The 19,413-nt window shown below is 66.2% G+C and carries 16 protein-coding genes and 1 pseudogene; 6 read left to right on the plus strand and 11 right to left on the minus strand.

Annotation, left to right across the window (positions count from 1 at the left end):
• From H7J06_RS09575 to H7J06_RS09590, 4 genes are all read right to left on the minus strand, one after another.
• On the minus strand, positions 1–765 hold the full coding sequence (locus H7J06_RS09575; protein ID WP_264038513.1) for a COG4280 domain-containing protein: 765 nt from the start codon (positions 763–765) through the stop codon (positions 1–3).
• Positions 766–808: 43 nt separating this feature from the next.
• Positions 809–1,759, minus strand: a complete 951-nt coding sequence (locus H7J06_RS09580; RefSeq protein ID WP_264038514.1) for an undecaprenyl-diphosphate phosphatase — start codon at positions 1,757–1,759, stop codon at positions 809–811.
• Between the two features lie 210 nt (positions 1,760–1,969).
• Positions 1,970–2,629: a phosphatase PAP2 family protein gene (locus H7J06_RS09585; protein WP_264038515.1), complete on the minus strand. Its 660-nt coding sequence runs from the start codon at positions 2,627–2,629 to the stop codon at positions 1,970–1,972.
• A 165-nt stretch (positions 2,630–2,794) separates the two neighbouring features.
• On the minus strand, positions 2,795–4,066 hold the full coding sequence (locus H7J06_RS09590) for a COG4705 family protein (protein ID WP_372515274.1): 1,272 nt from the start codon (positions 4,064–4,066) through the stop codon (positions 2,795–2,797).
• A 267-nt stretch (positions 4,067–4,333) separates the two neighbouring features.
• Between H7J06_RS09590 and H7J06_RS09595 the strand changes: the two genes are divergently transcribed.
• The gene (locus H7J06_RS09595) at positions 4,334–5,761 is read left to right on the plus strand and encodes a sensor histidine kinase (RefSeq protein ID WP_264038516.1); all 1,428 of its coding nucleotides are present in this window, start codon (positions 4,334–4,336) and stop codon (positions 5,759–5,761) included.
• On the opposite strand, the gene H7J06_RS09600 is transcribed toward H7J06_RS09595, so the two are convergent.
• Positions 5,722–6,411 carry a response regulator transcription factor gene (locus H7J06_RS09600; RefSeq protein ID WP_264038517.1) on the minus strand — a complete coding sequence of 230 codons (690 nt, stop codon included), beginning with the start codon at positions 6,409–6,411 and terminating at the stop codon, positions 5,722–5,724. The two genes, H7J06_RS09595 and H7J06_RS09600, sit on opposite strands and share 40 nt — an antisense overlap.
• A 1,772-nt stretch (positions 6,412–8,183) precedes the next feature.
• Positions 8,184–9,152 carry a helix-turn-helix domain-containing protein gene (locus tag H7J06_RS09605; protein WP_264038519.1) on the minus strand — a complete coding sequence of 323 codons (969 nt, stop codon included), beginning with the start codon at positions 9,150–9,152 and terminating at the stop codon, positions 8,184–8,186.
• Between the two features lie 142 nt (positions 9,153–9,294).
• Here H7J06_RS09605 and H7J06_RS09610 point away from each other — a divergent pair, with 142 nt between their 5' ends.
• Complete coding sequence (locus H7J06_RS09610; RefSeq protein ID WP_264038520.1) at positions 9,295–10,107, plus strand: TetR/AcrR family transcriptional regulator; 813 nt, start codon at positions 9,295–9,297, stop codon at positions 10,105–10,107.
• 441 nt (positions 10,108–10,548) lie between these two features.
• Here H7J06_RS09610 and H7J06_RS09615 read toward each other — a convergent pair whose 3' ends face one another.
• Complete coding sequence (locus H7J06_RS09615) at positions 10,549–11,424, minus strand: alpha/beta fold hydrolase (protein ID WP_264038521.1); 876 nt, start codon at positions 11,422–11,424, stop codon at positions 10,549–10,551.
• A 231-nt stretch (positions 11,425–11,655) separates the two neighbouring features.
• Positions 11,656–12,543, minus strand: a complete 888-nt coding sequence (locus H7J06_RS09620; protein WP_264038522.1) for an alpha/beta fold hydrolase — start codon at positions 12,541–12,543, stop codon at positions 11,656–11,658.
• Positions 12,544–12,783: 240 nt separating this feature from the next.
• Here H7J06_RS09620 and H7J06_RS09625 point away from each other — a divergent pair, with 240 nt between their 5' ends.
• From H7J06_RS09625 to H7J06_RS09635, 3 genes are read left to right on the plus strand one after another with little or no spacing between them, the layout of a single operon-like run.
• Positions 12,784–13,290, plus strand: coding sequence for a DUF302 domain-containing protein (locus H7J06_RS09625; protein WP_264038523.1), 507 nt, complete (start codon positions 12,784–12,786; stop codon positions 13,288–13,290).
• 40 nt (positions 13,291–13,330) lie between these two features.
• Positions 13,331–13,852 carry a DUF421 domain-containing protein gene (locus H7J06_RS09630; protein ID WP_372515275.1) on the plus strand — a complete coding sequence of 174 codons (522 nt, stop codon included), beginning with the start codon at positions 13,331–13,333 and terminating at the stop codon, positions 13,850–13,852.
• Positions 13,853–13,890: 38 nt separating this feature from the next.
• Complete coding sequence (locus H7J06_RS09635; RefSeq protein WP_264038524.1) at positions 13,891–15,138, plus strand: thiolase family protein; 1,248 nt, start codon at positions 13,891–13,893, stop codon at positions 15,136–15,138.
• A gap of 631 nt (positions 15,139–15,769) precedes the next feature.
• Here the strand turns inward: H7J06_RS09635 and H7J06_RS09640 are convergent.
• The 3 genes and pseudogenes from H7J06_RS09640 to H7J06_RS32345 all read right to left on the minus strand — a co-directional run.
• Positions 15,770–15,940: pseudogene (locus H7J06_RS09640) on the minus strand (helix-turn-helix domain-containing protein); the annotation flags it as partial.
• Entirely contained in the window at positions 15,898–16,098 is a 201-nt protein-coding gene (locus H7J06_RS09645) for a hypothetical protein (protein ID WP_264038526.1), read from the minus strand. The gene H7J06_RS09645 and the pseudogene H7J06_RS09640, both read right to left, overlap by 43 nt.
• A 276-nt stretch (positions 16,099–16,374) precedes the next feature.
• Entirely contained in the window at positions 16,375–16,740 is a 366-nt protein-coding gene (locus H7J06_RS32345; RefSeq protein ID WP_264038527.1) for a hypothetical protein, read from the minus strand.
• Between the two features lie 253 nt (positions 16,741–16,993).
• On the opposite strand from H7J06_RS32345, the gene H7J06_RS09655 reads away from it, so the two are divergent.
• A partial coding sequence (locus tag H7J06_RS09655) for an Ig-like domain-containing protein (RefSeq protein WP_264038528.1) occupies positions 16,994–19,413 on the plus strand: 2,420 nt, incomplete at its 3' end.

Raw genomic sequence — 19,413 nt, forward strand, 5'->3', positions numbered from 1 at the left:
TCAATCTCCCTCCACCGCAATGACACTGCCGGCAATAGCTGATCGTCGCTTGAACAGCCCGACCAGCACGAGCGCGTACAACGCCACGGCTGGGATCAGCACGAGGAGCGCGATGTCCTCGCCGGGCCACCGCGCCCCGGCCCCCTCGACGCCCCAGAAGATGCCGAAGGCGGTGAGCATCACCCCAACCGCGAATTTCATGGCGTTCTCGGGTACTCGCGCCAACGGTGCTCGGATTGCGAAACCCGCGACCGTCACCAGCAGAACGGCGGCCAGCGCGGCGACGGCGGCGAGGGTGATGTCGCCTTGGTTGGCGCCGAACGTCAGGGCGATGAACGCTACCTCGAGGCCTTCCAAGAAGACGCCCTTGAACGACAGTGTGAAGGCGTACCAGTCAGGCACTGCGGCCCGGCCGGTGGCTGGCGCGTTCTGCACCTCGGCAAGGGTGGCCTGGTACGCGAGGGTCTCGTCGTGAAGCGCCTTAAGGCCGCTGGCTCGAAGGATCGCCTTGCGCAACCATTGCAGCCCAAAGATCAGCAGAAGCCCACCAACGAACAGCCGTAGACCGTTTAGCGGGATCACCGATATCGCGGGCCCGAGTACGGCTATCACGGCGCCGAGCACAAGCAGTCCGGCGACGGCCCCGGTGACGGCCGAGCGCCAGTCCCTCGCGGTGCCCGCTGCCAAGATGATGGTGAGCGCCTCGACGGCCTCCACCAGGCAGGCGAGGAAGACCGTGATGAACAGTGCCGCTGAGCCGCTCACCAACGTCCTCGGTGAAGGGTCCGGGCGCAGACGCCGACGGACGTCACCGCACGGTGAGCCACAGCAGGCTTCCCACCCCGGCCAGTACGCAGTACACCGCGAACGGCGTCAGCGTCTTGGTATGGAAGTACTTGGTCAGGAATCGCACGGCGAGGTAGGCGCTGATGAACGACGCGACGCTGCCCGCCAGTACCTGTCCACCAATGCCCGCGCCCAAGGGGCCAAAGAGGTCTGGAATCTTCAAGATTCCCGCCGCGAGGATCACCGGAGTCGCCAGCAGGAACGAAAACCTGGCAGCCTCGTCGTGGGATAGGCCTCGCAGCAGACCGGCTGTCATTGTGACACCTGACCGGCTGATTCCCGGCAGTAGCGCCAAGGTCTGCGCCGCCCCGATCAGGATCCCCTGCGGGAGAGAAGTGGCGGCGAGCCGGTCGTCGACCTCGTCCGCAACGGCGGTCGCGGCATGCCGCTGCTCGGCGGACCCGCCGGCGGGAGAGGCCAACATCGGGTTGGCAGTCGTGGCCAACGTTGCGCCGTGGCGTCGGCGTAGACGTTCACCGGCGTACAGCAAGACGCCGTTGACGGTCAGGAAGACCGCCGCGGGGATCGGCCGGCCCAAGGTGGTGCGGAAGGTGTGTTCGAGCGCCAGGCCGCATACCGCCACCGGAATCGTGCCGAGGACGATGAGCCAGGCCAGACGTTCGCCGGTGGTCTGAATCCTGCGGTGACGAATCGACGTGTAGAACCCGATGATGATCTGTACCCAGTCGCGCCAGAAGAACAGCAGCAGCGCCGCAGCGGTCGCCACGTGCAGGCCGACGATGAATGCCAGATACGGCGACTCTGGCGACGAAACGTTCAGATCTCGCGCCCACCGGCCGCCGATCAAGGCGGGAATCAGCACCGAATGTCCGAGGCTGGAGACGGGAAAGAGTTCCGTCACACCCTGAAACAGTCCCACGACTGTCGCCTCGAGATAGCTCAAGCTGCTCAACTGGGGTTCCTCTGCGTTCGTCGAATGAAGGCACGCGGTCGCGCGACCGCGCCGCGAACAGGTTCAGGCAACCGCACTGTTGCGTCCGATCTGAGAAATGCTCGCAGGGCGTCGCTGAGAGGTTGCTGAGGGTAGTGGTCAGATCGGCAGAACGGCACGGCCCTGCGCGCGCCCTTCGCCGGCACTGCCTGACACGGGAGGGACACCGCATCAAGCGGAGTCCGGGTGTGCCGGACTCGAATCGTCACCGGGGGTCGGCGTGAGCAGCCGCAGGCACGGATAGAAGTACAGGTATCCCAACGCCCAGCCGGCCAGCACGTCGGACGGGTGATGCACGTTCAGTACCACCCGTCCCACGCCGATGGCGGTCACCACGACCGCTCCGAGGGCGAACGAGACCACCCGTCTCCATCCATCGACGGATGGCGGGAGCAGCGCCAGCAAGGCGAGCACGCCGACCATCACGCCGACGGCGTGTCCAGACGGAAACGAACTCGACGGTGCAGCCACCAAGTAGGTGGAGGGTCGCGGACGATCGGCGAGGCTCTTGGCGAGTACGGACAGCGGACCGCTGAGACCGATGGTGACCGCAACGAAGATCGCCACCCGCCATCGGCGCCGCACCAGCGCCATGACCGCCACCACCAACCCGACGAGCCGGAAGGCGCTCGGCCCGAGGACGGTACAGAAGACGTTCCAGCTCGTCACCCAAGATGGGTGCTGCACACCGTAATCGTGCAAGGCGTTCAACATCGGCGAGTCCAACCGATCCAGCCAGGCCCACTGTTGCACCCACGCAATCCAGAGCAGGGCGTACGACACGACGGCGAGGACAGCCAGTGTTGCCATCGACGAGTTGGCCTTCGTCACGCCGATCACCTTCCGCATCGCCGACTCATCGGCCCGACCTGACGAATGCGGAGAGCCGCAGCCCCGGATGCCATGGGATGCCTTCCGTGCGCGGACTTCCTCGGGCGGCCGATGTTGCTCGTGCGCTCCAAGCGACGAGACCCATGCGAGGTAGGCGTCGGCGCCTCAGCCGAGCGCCGTCTGCAGGTCCACCAGGGCCTTCTTCTCGGTGCCGAGGTCGGGATTGCTGGCACGCATGGACTTTAGGACGGTGTCGATGCGACCGTCGATCGCGGTCCAGGTGGTGCCGTCCATTGCTTGAAGGGTGGGCTGATCGTCGTCCCAGGCCGTTTCGAGGTCTTTGATCCGGTCGGTCGCTCCTGCTTGATCGCCCGCTTCGAGCTTCGCGAGCGTGTCGGCGGTGATGGTACGGAAGTTGGTGACGTCGGCTGCCGGAAAATGCGCCGTTACCTGACCAGGGGCGATGGCGGCGGTACTCGCCGGGGGCGCACCGGTCTCCTCCTCGTTGGCCGCGGTCGCATGTGGCTGCCCGGCGGCCCACACGAGCAGGGCGCCAGTGGCCACGGCGACGACGACGAAGTACCCCAGCATGATCGGCTCCCTCACCGGGCCGGAAGTTGCGGTCGGCGGATCACTCGGCGCGTCGGCGGGGCCCTGCACGTCGATGACGTCGACGTGGGTGACGCTGAGGTACACCACCGTTGCGAGGATCGCGGCGAGAAAGATGACGCTGGTGAGGGCGGTACCCAAGCCGAGACCGTGCTCGCTGGTCGGGGTAGCGAACCAGTCGCCGAGATTTGCGCCCAGCGGCCGGGTGAGAATGTACGCCAGCCAGAACGAGAGGACTGCGTTCGCGCCCAGTCGCCAGCCGATCACGACCGCGACGATCAACCCGGCGGGCAGCAACACCGAAACTCCGGGTGCCCATCCGGTCAATTCGAGGGTCCAGTCACCGGCCGCGGTGCCCAGAGCAAACGTCACGAGCACGGCGAGCCAGTAGAACGCCTCTCGCGGCAACGTCACGATGCTATGAATCGACAGCGTCCGCTCGCGCGCCCACCAGATTCCGAAAACGACGATCAATATGACCGTGAAGACGCTGGTGCTCGCCGCGAGCGGAACGCCCTGCGTGTCGGTGAGGATGTCGGTGTAGAGCGTGCCGGTCACGCTGACGACGACGACCGCCAGCCAGTAGACGAATGGTACGTAGCGGTTCAGCCGCAGCTGCCACGCCAATACCGCGACGAGGACCACGGTGAAGATCAGCGCCGTGGCATTCAATCCGACATTCAACGTCATGTTGATCCAGTCGGCGAAGCTCTCACCGACGGTGGTGCAGAGGATCTTGATGACCCAGAACCACACCGTGATCTCGGGGACCTTGCTCAGCATCTGCCTGGGGGTTGCAGCACCGGGAGGATTCGTAGTCTGGCTCACGGCGACTGACGGTAGACACCTCTAACTGAAAGCACGCTGAGAAGGCACTCGGCGGTGGCAGTCGGCCGCGGACCGCTACGTCCTCACCACCCTCCACCCTCCGGGGCTTCACTGCGAACGCAACGTAGGTCCGTGACCTCCACAGGTGAAACGCTGGATCGTCTCAGCATGGTCACAGCTGGACTGCCTCACCATCACACGCGTGACTCACGATTTCACCAATCGCTGCGAAGCGTACGCACGCCGCCCCATCGCGGCACCCCCCTCATGACTCCGACGGTCGAGCCGCGACGTGTGCGGCGTCAGAAGTGGTGGCCGCCGCGGTACTGGGGAATCGCGGCGCGTTCGGCGTTCGTGTCCGCGACGGTGGTGCTGGTTGCAGTGATGGTGGTCGGAGGGTTTCTCGCAGCCATCCTCTACCGCTCGCTGCTGTCCGGCGTGGACGACGCGGCTGCGGCTCGCGTTCGTGATGTGGTTGCGGCCTTGAAGTATGACACTGCCGGGGAACTGGACCCGGCTCTGTTGGCCACCGATCAGCGCATCGTCGCGGTTCAAGTCATCGACCGCAACGGAACGGTGGTTCAGAATTCACAGACCGCAACCGACCCGCCTAACGCACCACTGATCGAGAAGGACTCGATTGCAAGGAAATTGACCGTCGGCTTGCCCGATCACTCGTCCCCGGACGGCGACACGAGGATCAGCGGCCAAGTCGTGGACAGCCCCGGCGGCCCATATACCGTTCTCGTCGGGGCAGGAAGCGAATCAGTCGAGACGACCGTCAAGACAGTCCTAGTTCTCCTAGCCGGGGCCGCACCCATCGTGATTGCGGTCTCGGCCGCAGCCAGCTATCGATTGGTGGCGCGATCACTTCGATCAGTCGACGCGATCCGAGCGCGGGTGGCCGACATCAGTAGCTCGGACTTGGGTGAACGCGTTCCCGTGCCGATCGCCTTCGACGAGATCTCGGCGCTCGCGATCACCATGAACGAGATGCTGGCGCGCATCGAGGCCGGCCACGAGGCTCAGCGGCGATTCGTCGGGGACGCGTCGCACGAGCTTCGCAGCCCGTTGGCGGCGATCATCTCTGCTCTCGACGTCGCCGCGGCGCATCCGGAGTTGTTCGACGAAGAGCTCGCGTCATCGACCCTGCGGCCCGAGGCGCGTCGAATGGAGTCCCTCGTCGAGGACTTACTGTTGCTGGCCCGCGCCGACGAACGTGGCCTTGCCATGCAGCACAAGGACGTCGACCTCGACGACGTCACGTCGAGCGAGATCGGCCGAGTGTTGCGGGAGCGGGGCGTGTTCATCGACGCCGACCTGGCTCCGACGCGCGTCGTCGGCGACGCCGGCAGCTTGTCGCGGGTCCTTCGCAATCTCTTGGAGAACGCGGCCCGGCACGCATCGTCGAGGATCGAGGTCTCCCTGTCTTCGCACGGGTCCGAAGCGGTGCTGACGGTCGGTGATGACGGACCGGGCATTCCAGAGGCAGACCGGGCCCGTGTGTTCGGCCGGTTCGTGCGGCTGGACTCAGATCGTGCGCGTAGTGGTGGGGGATCTGGTCTCGGGTTGGCGATCGTGTCGGAAGTCGTTGCCGCCCATGGTGGAATCATCGCGATCGGAGAGCGCGCGGCAGGGGGAACGGTGGTGACGGTTCATCTACCGTTGGCGTACTCGTCCGAGTCGAGCCGGTAGCCGACGCCGCGGACCGTGTGGATCGTGTGGGTGCCGAATGGTGCGTCGATCTTGCGGCGCAGGTAGCCGACGTACACTTCGACCACGTTGTCGGGCCCGGCGTAGTGGGCGTCCCAGACATGTTCCAAGATGTCGTCCTTCGTGACCGCGGTGTCCTTGCGCTGCATGAGGTATTCGAGCACTCCGTACTCCCGTCGAGTCAACTCGATCGTGGTCTGACCGCGTCGCACGACGCGGCGGGCGGGGTCGAGTGACAACGTGCCTGCCAACAGCACTGGAGGGCGTTGGGGTCCGCCGCGACGAACGAGCGCACGTAGGCGCGCCACCAGGACGACGAAGGACACCGGCTTGCTGAGGTAGTCGTCGGCGCCGAGGTCGAACGCGTCGGCCTGGTCGTAGTCGCCGTCTTTGGCGGTCAGCATCAGCACCGGGGTCCACACCTTTCGCGCTCGGATCTCGCGAAGTACCTCGTAGCCGTTGATGCCGGGCAGCATGATGTCCAGCACGATCACGTCGAAGCTGTTCTCCGTCGCCTCCCATAGGCCGTCGACGCCGTTGGCCGCGTGAACCACCACGAAGCCTTCCGCACGCAGGCCCATGCCCAGCATGGCGGCGAAACGCGGCTCGTCCTCCACGATCAACACCTTCACGTGCGTTGCCCTCCATCGCTCGAGTGGGCCGCGCCAACGAGACTCGCCCCGGCGCCGAGACTGGCGTCGACGAGCCGGCAGGTCGGTGCCATTTGATCAACAGTCATGCTTCGGCACATTCACCGATGGTGACCCGCGCCGCCCGATGACTGGGAGCGTGGCATTCAGACCCTGAGAGGACGCTGAGGCGAGCGGCACGCGGACCGCACGTCGAGCCGAACCGTGCACCACGCCAGGTGGTTTGGCCCGTGAGGCCGCCACAAAGCTCGTTCAGTGAGCCCGCACGACGGCAAACCGCCTCCCGACGGCTGGAGAGACACCTCCGCCGTCCGGCTATTAGCTGAGGCTGTCGTGTGCGTCGTCTGACTGTGCTGGGTGCCGCCCGCGTGATGGTGATGCCCGCTCCTGGCGCCGCCGGCAAAGCCGGTCCAGAACGCCACCGCGGCGATGGCCACGACGCCGACGATGACCAGGACCACAGCCGCAACGCGAAACGTGCGGCCGCGCCCTAAGAGCCACTGCCGCCGCAACTGTTTGACTGATTTTGCCGCTATCGGTGTGGACTCGTCAGGCGCATCGCTCACGTCGCCGATGATGCCCGACGGCTCCTGAGAATCCGTGGAGAGACGAAGACCATTGTTGTGCCGGAATGGGCCTCAGAACCCCTTGGGACGCGGCGCCTTGAGGACCGGAGCGGCAGCCGGAACGACGACGACCGTCGACGGGGTCAGGCTCACGTGTTGGGCCGTTTCTGTCGTCGTCTGTCCCATCGTCATCGTCGATGCGGTGACCGCTGCTGGGCTTGTCTCATCCTGCGCCACCGCCGCCAGCCCGAGAACGACTAGTGCGGCGCCTCCCATGACGGCCGCAAGCGACTTCAGGCCTGTTCGCGTTCTCGTCGTCATCTCCACCCCTGCCTTCCTGTTTGCCGCGCCTCCCCGGGTGCGCGGAATCGCCCGCCGTGATTCGGCATGTCCCACAGGTACACCCGCGGCGCTGAAGGTTTGTTGAGGAAGGAAGGGAGACCTGCGTCCCCTTGGTCGTCCATAACCAAATCGCGATCGCGCCGTTGGTCGTCTCAGCTGCGGACCTCGAACGTGCGCTCGTGGGGGTTGAGCGACCGGATTCAGACCGGTAATCGAAGGTTCGGGTGAGCGTTACGGCGTATCCCGCTGGGAAAGTTCTCGCGACTCGAGGGGTCCGCGGTTGCCGGGCAAGGACACCTATCCCAGGCCGCCGGAACCGAGTTGGGCGTGACCGTTTAGCCGGCGATCTCAATGGTCTCCATATGCCGTGTGTGGCCGGCGAGCCGACGGCAGTACCCGCGCGTGCTGTAGTACCGGTGCCGGGCCCACGGGTTGCGAGTCGTGCCGCGGCTGCAGGCGGGTGTGTGAACGGATTTGTGAACGAAACGCTGCAAAATAGTCGGGACGGATCGACACCGGCCGCGACATCGGTGACGTCCGGTGCGGCTTGAACTGCACATATGCAACCACCCGCATCTCGTGAAATGTCCACCGGCTGTCTCATAACCCAGAGGTCGCAGGTTCGAATCCTGTCCCCGCTACTAGTAGGAACGGCCCCCGGAGATCACTCCGGGGGCCGTTTTCATTCCGTTTGGGTACAGGTTTGGGAACTTTAGCAAGCCTAACGGCCTGGACACCGCGAATGGCGAAGGTTCTCCTGTAGCGGGGCGCCCGACATCGAGAACCTGAGACAAGCGGCGCGGGACAACTAGATCCCGTAGTGCTGCCCGGTGGCGACCGCGGGAATCATTCGGGGGTGGAGTCGCGGGTGTTCCGGTTCCGCCATTCGCCGGGTGTGAGGCCAAATTCGGCGCGGAAGGTGCGGCTGAAGCTGGACATGTCGGAGAAGCCGTACTGGCGGGCCACCGCAGCGATCGTCGTGGTTGGGGTGGCGTGGGTCAAGGCTTGGCGGACGGCTTCCAGGCGGCATGCGCGTATCCAGTCGGCGAGGCTGATACCGCTGTCGGCGAGGACCTTGTAGAGGTAGCGCACCGAGATGTAGTGCGCGGCAGCGATTTGTTCGCCGCACAGGTTCGGGTCGTGCAGATTGGCGCGGGCGTATTCCAGAATGCGCATCTGTAGGGTTGCGGCCAGAGGGGCGGCGGCGACCTCGTCGGCGCGCAGGTGGGTGGCGATGACGGCACGAACCAGTTCGATGCTGGGGTGCCCGATCAGGTCAGTGTTTGGCGCGGTGACCAGGGCGGGATCGTCGGCCAGGCGGCGCAGGTAGTCGTAGGTGAGCGACGCCACCGGGTGACCTGGACTCAGCGTGGCCGCGCAAGCTCGACGAATCATGTTGTGCGGCAGGGCCAGGGCTGAATGCGGTATGCGAAAGAACTCCCCGGTCATGCCGGCCTCGTTGAGCAGGGTGTAGGGGGCAGTGGAGTCGTAGATGACCAGATCTCCGGGGTGCTGCACGGCCTGGCGTCCCTCCTGGACGACCATGCAGGAACCGCTCACTTGTACGTTGACGAAGATGCACGGTTCCATAGCGTCGCGGGCCAGCGCAGGGGTGCGTTCCACGCGGTGCGAGGTGGTACGTCCCCGGCAGACCGTGAGGTCCCCAAGGTCGGTGATGATGCCGTGCGCGGCGACCCCGCGGAGCTGATCCGACCAATGTAGTTCGATGGGCACCATGGTCATACCCAGTGCCTCGTGCACGAATTCAGCGCGGTCACCCTCGTCGACCACGTCCGTGTCCAAGATGAACGACATGTCCCTGCTCCTCGTCGCTCCTACCGGTGTCCGTCTGCGCGTTCTTCGTGCAAGGACCGATCGGTCCCATTGTGGGGGAGTCGGCCCGCGTCGGGCGAGTACTCCCAGGTGACCCACAGGTGCTGGATGAAAGCTGACTGAGGTGGCCAAGCCGCGTGGATTCGACTACGGCGAGGTGGTGCGCGCCGCGCGTGACTTGTTCTGGGAGCGTGGCTACGTAGCGACGTCGTTGTCGCAGCTGCTGGCCGTGACGGGTTTGAGCAAGTCGACGCTGTATCAAACCTTCGGCAGCAAGCGTGGGCTGTTCGCGGTGGCGGTGGAGAGCTATCTAGCCGAGGTGATGAGCCCGCTGATCACGCCGATGGAGGCCGACGGTGCGGGCAGGGCTGAATTGGTTGGCTATTTCACCGGATTGGCAGAGATGATCCGAACGTCGCCGCATGACAAGGCGCGCCGGGGCTGTTTCATGCTCAACACGTTCATGGAACTGGAGGACCTTGACGACGCGGCGCGGGTGGTGTCGGCCGCCTACCGCAACCGGGTTCGCGACGCGATCCACCGCGTCCTGGTCACGATGGCCGACACCGTTCGCGACCCGGTGAGCGCCGCGGAGGTGCTCACCGCGGCCAAGATGGGGTTGATGGTGACCTCGCGGGTCGATCCCGGCCCGGGCCATCATGCTGGCCGAGACGATCGCCGCCGACATTGCGCAGTGGGCGCCGCGTGCCCGCTGACCGACCAACCGGGGCGGTGCAGCCGGTGCACATCGCCGTGCAGCTGGTGCACATCCTTGCGTTCGTCCGATCACGGTGCGGGCGCAGCGCGGTCGGAGGCACGGTCACCCTTCGGGTGCCGCTGTCAACGTCGTAGACCAGTCTGGCAGTGCGGTGCAGGGGCAGCGCTGCGCGGCGGCGACTTTCGACGTCCACCCGCACCGAACCGTGCGGATCGGTGATCGACTTGGTGTCCAAGGCGACGCCGGGGACCTCTAAGGAGGCGACGAGGAGGTCGGGATTGACGGCCGGTCGTTCGGCCCGCAATCGGTGTGGCGCAGCACCACCAAGGCACGGGGGCGGGCGCCCTGGTGGGGCTGGTGTGGGCATGGCGAATCTTGGGCCAACCTCGCCACGGTGTGCCGGGCCGCGGGTGTGACGCGTCCGCCGACGTTGCGAATGACCCGCGGCTTCACCGTTGTCCAGGCCGAGCACGCGGGCTGGGTCGATACGGGAGTCCGCGCAGCCGACCTATTGAGATGATCGGGCGTCCGTGGTCAGTTCGATGCGGAAGTCCTTGACCGCCGAGGCGGCGTCGTGATGGGCGAGGTCTTCGATGCCGTGCATGGTGGATCGTGTTCGGGCTGAGCGGGTTTGACCCGTCTCGGGGTACGCGTGACGCGTCAGTGTTGGGTTGGGACGCCGAAGAAGTCGAGCAGGAGTTCGCTAGTACGTGCCGGGGCGTGAATGGGGATGTAGTGCCCGACGCGGGGGATGCGCTCGTAGCGCCATCGGCCGGTGACGTAGCGGGCCGAGTCGGTCATCTGTCGTTCTGTCATGGTGACGTCGCGATCACTCCAGATGCCCATCACCGGGCACTGCACAGCGGGTAGTCCGGCGCCGCGGGAGGCGAGAGCGTAGAGCTCGGGGGGCATGTTGGCGCGGTACCAGTTCATGGCGCTGGTCAACGCGTCGGGACGCTGCAGGTCGTTGAGTTGGCGGTTCAGGTCGGGGTCGCTGTCGCGCGACGCGCCATCGAAGGCCCAGTCGCGGTACCACTGCCAGTCCTGGGCGGGCATCTGAGTCTCGGCGACGCCGGGGAAGTTGAACCACAGCATGTACCAGGTGCGCTGTTTCTGCTCGAAGCCCGCGGCGCCAATGGCGGAGGGATGGCCCACTGAGAGCGCTGCGTACTGCAGTACCCGGTCTGGGTGCGTGCTAGCCAGCACCCATCCCACGGTGGCGCCCCAGTCGTGGGCTGCCAGCCGGAACTGCTCGACTCCCAGGGTGTCGAGCAACCCGAGAACGTCTGCGACGCTGTGGGACACCGCATAATCGGCGACGTGGGCCGGGCGGTCGGTGTCACCAAAGCCACGCAGGTCTGGTGCGATGACGCGGTAACCGGCCTCGCGCAGGGCCACGATCTGGTGGCGCCACAGCAGAGCGCGGTCCGGGAATCCGTGCAACAGCAAGACGGGGGGTCCATCACCGGTGTCGATGACGTTCAGCGTGATGTCACCGACAGGGATGCTACGTGCGGCAAGTACGTCTTCGGACACTTTGGTGCCTCTCTCTTGGGAACAGATCTGTTTCGTAGGGGTGTGATGACCTGTCGCGCGAGGGGATTCGCGAACATCCTGCCGCGGCGGCGGGTTGGTACCCGTAGTCGGCAGGGGTTCACCCCACGTCATCCTCTATGCACGTGGTGCACAGCGGCGACGGCCGGGCTTCGCTGAGATCAGAGGATGACCCCGCCGACGGCCCGATCCTCGAAGCGGCTGGGGCCGGCGTCAGGGGCGTTCGTCGAGGACGATGGCGGCAACGGCCGCGGGTTGGTCCCACTGCGGCCAATGGCTGGCGTCGTCGATCAAATGCAAGGTGGCGTGGGGGAATTGGGCGGCCAGATGAGCGGCGACTGTGGCGTTGAAGTAGGCGTCGTTGCGGCCGAAGGCGACGGTGACCGGCACGTCGAGGGCGCGCAGGTCGCCGTCGGCGATGTGGCGGTCCTGGCGACGCAGCTCCGGGTAGAGGGTCTTTAGCCAGGCGCGGATGGCGACCAAGGCGTCGGGGTAGTCGTCGTCGCCGAAGAACTGCGGGACGATGGACGTGGCGGCCACCCCGTGGGGATCATCGACCGGATACCCGAATTGGCGCCGGGTGTGCGCGAGCAGCCAGCCGCGCATCTTCGGATCACCGACCAGGGCGTCGGCCAGCGGGGTGAAGTTCGGATCGCCCAACAGGCGGATCATCTCCGGCAGCCGCAGCACTGGGTCGTTGCCGTAGTAGCAGTTCAAGAGCACCAGGTGGTCGACCCGCTCCGGGTGGGCCAAGGTGTAGGCGATGGCCACCGCGCCGGAGGCGTCATGGGCGATCAGCGTCACCGTCGGCAGGTCCAGCGCGTCCAGGGCGGCGCCCACCTCCTCTTCGCGGCGCTGATCGGGCAGATGGGTGTAATCGACGCGGTCCGAATGCCCGAAACCGCCGAAGTCCAACGCCAGGACCCGGCGCGGTGACAGGCGCGGTGCCAGCCGGTCATAGATGCGTGAATCGTCGGGAAAGCCGTGCAGGGCGAGGATCGGGGCACCGTCGCCGAGGGTTTCGCGTAGATGCAGCCGACCGAAACGGGTGTCGATGAACCGTGACGCCGCGGCGGTCGTGGGCTGGGTCGATTCGGTCATTGCTCGAAGTCCCTTGGTCGTGGCGCGCGCCGTGTTCGGCGAGCTCGCCGTGTGCCCTACACAGTGGCCGCGCCGCGGTCGGGGTGGAATCGCCCAGCGGGTGCCGTGCACACCTGACACAACGCAGATCACTTGGTGCACATCATCGCAACGCTACGACGCACTAGACATGAATCCACCGTTGCAGACCAAGCCCGCGTTGCCGCCAGCGCGACAACCCGACCCGTCGAGGAGCCAGCCGTGTCCGAGTCCCCGGAAGTCACCCACACCGAATTCACTGGAAAGCTCATCACCATCCGCACCAAGAAGAGCTTCGAAGACGTCACCGGCGCCCTGGAGAGCCTGTTCGCGCAGGTCGACCTGAAGAAGCTGGCCGACATGACCACCGCCGGCGACCAGGCCGGTATCCAGAAGTACTTCGAGGACATCTCCGGTGACCACGAGTTCTCGATCTTCTTCCACCTCGACCAGGGATCCACCCAGCGGCTCGCCGGCTACCCGATCAACTGCCGTTTCTATCTTCTTGGCAATGCGGTGATCGTTAACGGTCTGTTCGAATTCGGCGCCATGGCCGGCCTGGGTGCCCCTGTGCGGGTGTGCATCTCCCAGACCGACGGCGAAGACGTGCGCATCGACGTCGACGAACCCACCGCGTTCTTCAGTCAATTCCCCGAGCTCAGGGACTCCAAGGTGCCGGGCATCCTGGACAAAGACCTCATCAACCACCTGGTCGCCTTCGCGTCCTGAGCTCCGTGCTCACCATCGGAGGCAGGCATCGACGCATGGCGTGGAACGCATCGTGGCTCACCCCGCCCACGCACTGATCGGTGACCTGGCGGCGCTGCCCGACACTGCGCTCAAGACCACCGCGCTGTTCCTCACCGCGCCATTGTTGTTGCGGTTCACCCAACGCCGCACCCTGGCGGAGTTCGTGCCGTTCGACTGGCTCGCCGCGGTCGCCGCCGGCTCGATCGTCCGGCGGGCGGCCACCGCCAGTGACACCAGTTGGCTGGCCGCGACCACCGCCCTGGTATGCCTGCTGATCACGCACGCAGTGCTGACGCGACTGCGATTCGCGCCCCGGTTGCGACGTGTCATCGACCCGCCCACCACTGTCCTCATCCGCGACGGCGTCGTGCACCACCACAACCTGCGGCGCAGCGGGCTGACCCACGCCGACCTGCAAGCCGTCCTGCGCCAACACGGCCTGGAACGCCCCGAAGGGGTGCACTTGGCCATCTTGGAGGCCAAGGGAGCGATCTCGGTATTGCGCACCCACCAGCCTCGCACCCCCTCGTCGACGACGTGACGACGTCACGCGAATCCAAAGACGGCGAAAGGACCAACATGCCTGAGGCGTTCATCCTCGGCGGGGTGCGCACCCCGTTCACCCGCTACGGCGGGTCACTGTCGCACCTGCGTCTGGATGATCTACTCGGGATGGTGATGAGCAGCGCCTGCGAGCGCCTCGACGTCGATCCCGGCCAGGTCGAGGACATCGCCGCCGGATGCGTCAACCCCGCCCACGAAGGGTTGGGGGACCTCGCCCGTTGGGCCGCGCTGGCCGCCGGGTTCCCCGACAGTGCGGCGGGAATCACCCTCAACCGGTTTTGCGCGTCTTCCCTGAGTGCCACCGTCATGCTCGCCCACGCCATCAAGGCCGGCGACCTCGGCGTGGGCATCGCGTGCGGGGCCGAGTCGATGTCACGCTCGGGGTGGGCCTACATGAAGGGCGATGCCGCCTTCGCCCCCCGCGGGCCGCAGGTACTGCTGGACACCATGTGGGCCGGCGCCGGCGGGCCCCCGAACCCGAAGTTGTTGTCCCGCAACGCCTACATCAGCATGATCGAGACCGCGCAGAACGTCGCCGACCGCTACGGGCTATCGCGCGAGGAGATCGACGCCTTCGCCTTGCGGTCCCAACGGCACGCCCGCCGGGCCCGCGACAGCGGCCGGTTGGCCAAGGAAATCATGCCCGTGCAGATCCCGGCCACCAAGAAGACCCCCGCCCGGGTCATCGAGCACGACGAGTTCATCCGCGACGACACCACCGCAGAGACGCTGGCCGCCCTCTCACCCCAGCCGGGCACCACCCAGATGACCGCCGCCAACTCCACCCCCTTGTCCGACGGCGCCAGCGCAGTCATCCTGGCCTCCGGGGAGAAGGCCGACGAACTCGGCGTCGAACCACTAGCCCGGATCGTGTCCTCAGCCGTCTACGCCCTGGACCCACTCATGATGGGAATCGCCCCCGCCTGGGCCCTACCCTTGGCGATCGAACGTGCCGGGCTCACCCCCGAGCAGATCGACGTCTGGGAAGTGCACGAAGCATTCAGCGCCCAGGCGCTCGGCGTGCTGCGCGAACTACCCAACCAGCTCAACGGTTTCCGCGTGCCCGAGGAAAAACTCACCCCCAACGGCGGTGCGGTCGCCATCGGACACCCGTTCGGCGCCACCGGAACCCGCTACATGCTCACACTGGCCATCGAACTACGCGAACGCAACGCCCGCTACGGCGTAGTCGGCGTGTGCATCGGCTCCGGCCAAGGCTTGGGCGTCGTCCTAGAAAACCCCCACCACGATCCGAACTGGTAATCCGTGACCGGTCCACCGATCTACCTCATCACCGGCACCGGTAGCGTCAGCCCCCGCGTCATTGCCGCCCTGCGCGGCGAAGATGCCACGGTGCGGGCCTTCGTGCGCCGCGACAACGTCCGCGCCAACGCACTACGTGACCGGGTGCCGACGTCCTCGTCGGTGACCTCACCAAACCCCCGACGTCCAGGATGCGCTGGACCGGGTGACGCGAATGGTGTTCTCCACGAGCGTCTCCCCACACTCTGTCGAAGCCTCCGCCGAGAATTGCGCCGCCGCTCTGCATCACGGGGTTGCCTAACGCTGCATCTGCGGCCGACGAGCATAAGATCGCGGCCACGGTGAAGTCACTGCCCGTGCACCATACGGTGTTTAAAATTTGAAATACGGCTGAGACTTGCAGATCGTGATACCGCCGGGCTCGAGTGGCGGGTGCGACCGATTACAGGCTCCCTCGGTCACGTCACCTGAAAAACTTGCGTTACCGGAGGGCTGGACGGTCCTGGCGATCTGGCCGTGCGTGACTTGCTCGCAAAGGGACTCATGAAGGAATGACACCAAAATGAGAAAATTATCGATGACAAACACATGAGAAACTCGGCAGCGTTGCAGCTCAAACGATGACTGAATGTCACGGGGATCGAGAACCTACACGCAGGCTGCCACCCAGCGCTGCGACACAAGATTGCAGTGTCCCGAGCTCGGTGTGCGAGAGGTCGCCACTCTCCAACTGGGACACCCGCGCCTGAGACACACCCATCAGTTCCGCAACGTCAGCTTGGCGGGCATGACCACGCGACTTGCCGCCGAGATGTCCTGCAACGCCGCGGGAACCAGCGCGTCGTACACCCACGACGCCCGCCGCTCGGGGTCGGCCAGCGCCCTTAGCTCGACCGCGGCCAACTCAGTCGACGGGACACCGAGCAGTGGTGGCGTGACGCAACGGGCGTCATCCGACACGGGTTCTCGATTCGGCACGCATCGACGTCGACGGTGATCCAACGTGCCGCACGCAGACGTCCGGTGAGCCGGTCTCGCACCGATGCTCTCGCACTGCCCCGCATTGACGGAAGGCCCGTCGAGGGCGGTTGCAGTAGTCGGTGGTGGCACGGCTCGAGAAATGCAGTAGTTGGCTACTGCAGGTGGCATCGCTGCAGTGCCTCATGCTCGTGGATGTTGCGTCGGGAACCGTCCCTCCGCGTTCCGTGAAGGGGTCTCTTCGGTGAGTGGTGTCAGTTACGTGGGGCGTGTGGGGGCGTTGGCTGTCGCATTGGGGATAGGAACTGCGATCGGATGGCCGGCGATGGCGTGCGCGGACGACGGCGCGACCGGCGGTAGCCAGTCGGCGTCGACGCACTCGACCGACAGTAGTGACGCCGGTCCGTCACGGGAGTCGACGGACTCCGGTGGCGTGAACCCGTCACGGCAGTCACCGGATTCCGTTTCTTCACATTCGACCGCGTCGTCAGATGCCAAGTCGTCGGTGACGGTGTCGGCAACCACCGTCACCGTCAAGGGAGCCTCGTCCGGTGACGACCAGCCGAGCGCGAGCATCAAGGACGAGAGCGCACCCTCGGCTGAGAGTGGGTCGACCTCCGTCACCACTGCCGCGCCCGCGGCGCCTCAGGCGCAGTCGGACGCACCGTCGGTCGTGGCGGAGCCAGCCGCTGCAGAGCCCGTCGGCGCGCAGCCAGACACCGTCCAACCCGTCGCGGTCCCTGCCCCTCCGTCGGAAGCTCCAAAGAGCAAGCCCAACAACGGTGATCGTGTGAATTCGACTCCGGCTGTCGTGTCGACGAATACGACCGCCGTCACCGCGGACAGTCATTCCACGGCCATCGCACGCTCTGCCCAAGTGGACCCCGAGCGTGTTGCCCCACTGGGCGCGTTGAGCTTGACGGCGCTCGCCGCGGTACCCCAGGGCACCCTGGACACTCGGACACCGACCGCGACGGTAGTGGCCACTGATCTGGCGCCACCACAGCCGCACCTGTTGGAAGGCGTCCGCACCCTCGTCCTGCAAGCGTTGGCGTTGTTCGGCTACACCCCTGGGACACCGACTCCCAATCCCTTCCTCGCGGCGATCTGGGGTCTGTACCGGCGAGTGGAGTCCACTCTCGACAACCAACGCCCGACCGTGGGTGCGGCGTCGGTCAGCGACACCGGCGTCGACTCCGACGCCCACGTCGTCGTCACCGGCACGGTGTCGTTCGCCGACGAAGACGGAGATCCGTTGTCGTACACGGCAACCAACGGCGCACACGGAAGCGTGGCGGTCAACCCGGACGGGTCGTTCACCTACACCTCGACCGACGCCGGCTACACCGGTCCGGACACGTTCACGATCACCGCCGACGACGCCGGTCTGCACCTTCATGGTCTCGTCACGCCACTCGGTGCCGGGCACACCACCACCGCGACGGTGGCGCTGAGCGTGACCGCCCCGCCAAACGTCGCCCCGGTGGCCACTGACGACGTGGTGCGTACCAACGAGGACACCCCGCTCACGATCGTGCCCACGACGCTGCTGGGCAACGACTCCGACCTCGACGGCGACGCCCTGGTGATCACCGCGGCCGGCACCCCCACACACGGCACGACTGCCCTCGGCGGCGACGGCACGATCACCTACACCCCCGCCGCGAACTACCACGGCAACGATGCATTCAGCTATACCGTCAGCGACGGCGCCCTGAACGCCACCGCGACAGTGACGGTCACCGTCGCCGCGGTGAACGACGCCCCGGTGATCGGCACGGTGACGTCAACCCCGGGCATCGGCAATACCTGGGAGGTGACGCCGACGGTCAGCGATCCCGACGGGGACACGGTGACCGTGACGGTGGGGAGCGTCGACGCAGCCCACGTCACCGTCACGCCCGGGACAGGAGGCCGGTACACCGTCACCGTCACCGACCCGGCGTGGGCGAAGTCGAACCCGGGCGCGCAGATCAGCGTGCTCGTCACGGCCACCGACGGCGCCAGCGAGCCGGTGACCAAGACCCTGGCGATCGGCACCGTCAACAACACCACCGCCGTCGGAAACAACGCGGCCGGCCAGCTCAACATCCCGGCATTACCGGCCGGGGTGACATATACGCAGGTTGACGCCGCGGAGTCGTTCACAGTGTTGTTGCGGTCCGATGGCACGGCCGTGGCCGTCGGAAGCAATTTCAGCGGTCAGCTCAACATCCCTACGCTACCTGCGGGGGTGACGTACACGCAGATCAGTGCTGGGTCGACGCACACGGTGCTGTTGCGGTCCGATGGCACGGCCGTGGCCGTCGGAAGCAATTCGTTCGGTCAGCTCAACATCCCTACGCTACCTGCGGGGGTGACGTACACGCAGGTCAGCGCCGGGTCGGTAAACACGGTGCTGTTGCGGTCCGATGGCACCGCGGTGGCCGTCGGGAACAACTCCTTCGGCCAGAACGTGATCCCGGCGTTGCCGCCCGGGATGACATACACCAAGGTCAGCTCCGGGTCTTACTACACGGTGTTGTTGCGGTCCGATGGCACCGCGGTGGGCGTCGGGACGAACCGAAGCGGCGAGAGCAGTGTTCCGGTGTTGCCGGCTGGGGTGACCTACACCCGGGTCAGCACCGCGACCGAGCTGACGCAATACGTGCGCTCCGATGGCACCGCCATTGCCAGCGGAAGCAGTGCACAGGGCGAGGTCGACGTCCCAACGTTGCCCCCCGGTGTGACATACACCCAGGTTTCCAGTGGTTCCTACCACACGGTGTGGCTGCGGTCCGACGGTACCGTGGCCGTGCGCGGCTCGAATGATCAAGGGCAGACGACCATTCCGGCACTGCCGGCCGGGGTGAGCTACGCCCAAGCCGCCGCCGGCGGCAACGACACGGTGCTGCTGACCGTCGTCGACGCTCCGCCCGTCGCGGGTGACGACGTGGTGGGCACTGCGGCGAACGCAGTGCTACTGATGAATCCAAACACCTTGCTGCACAATGACTCCGATCCAGACGGCGATCCGCTGACGGTCACCGCGGTCTGGGGTGCCGGGCATGGACTCACCGCCCTGGGTGCCGACGGCACTATCACCTACACCCCGTCGGCGGGGTACTACGGCGTCGACCATTTCAACTACCTCGCCAGCGACGGCGTGCTGGGCGACGCCGCCACGGTGACCGTCACCGTCACACCGGTCAACGGTGCCCCGGTGGCCAACGGCGACGTCGCCACCGTGGCCGAGGGCGGGACCACGACGATCGTGCTCACCGGCAACGACACCGATGCCGACGGCACCGTCGACGA

Source organism: Mycolicibacterium hodleri (assembly GCF_025822245.1).
GTDB classification, from domain to species: Bacteria; Actinomycetota; Actinomycetes; order Mycobacteriales; family Mycobacteriaceae; genus Mycobacterium; species Mycobacterium hodleri.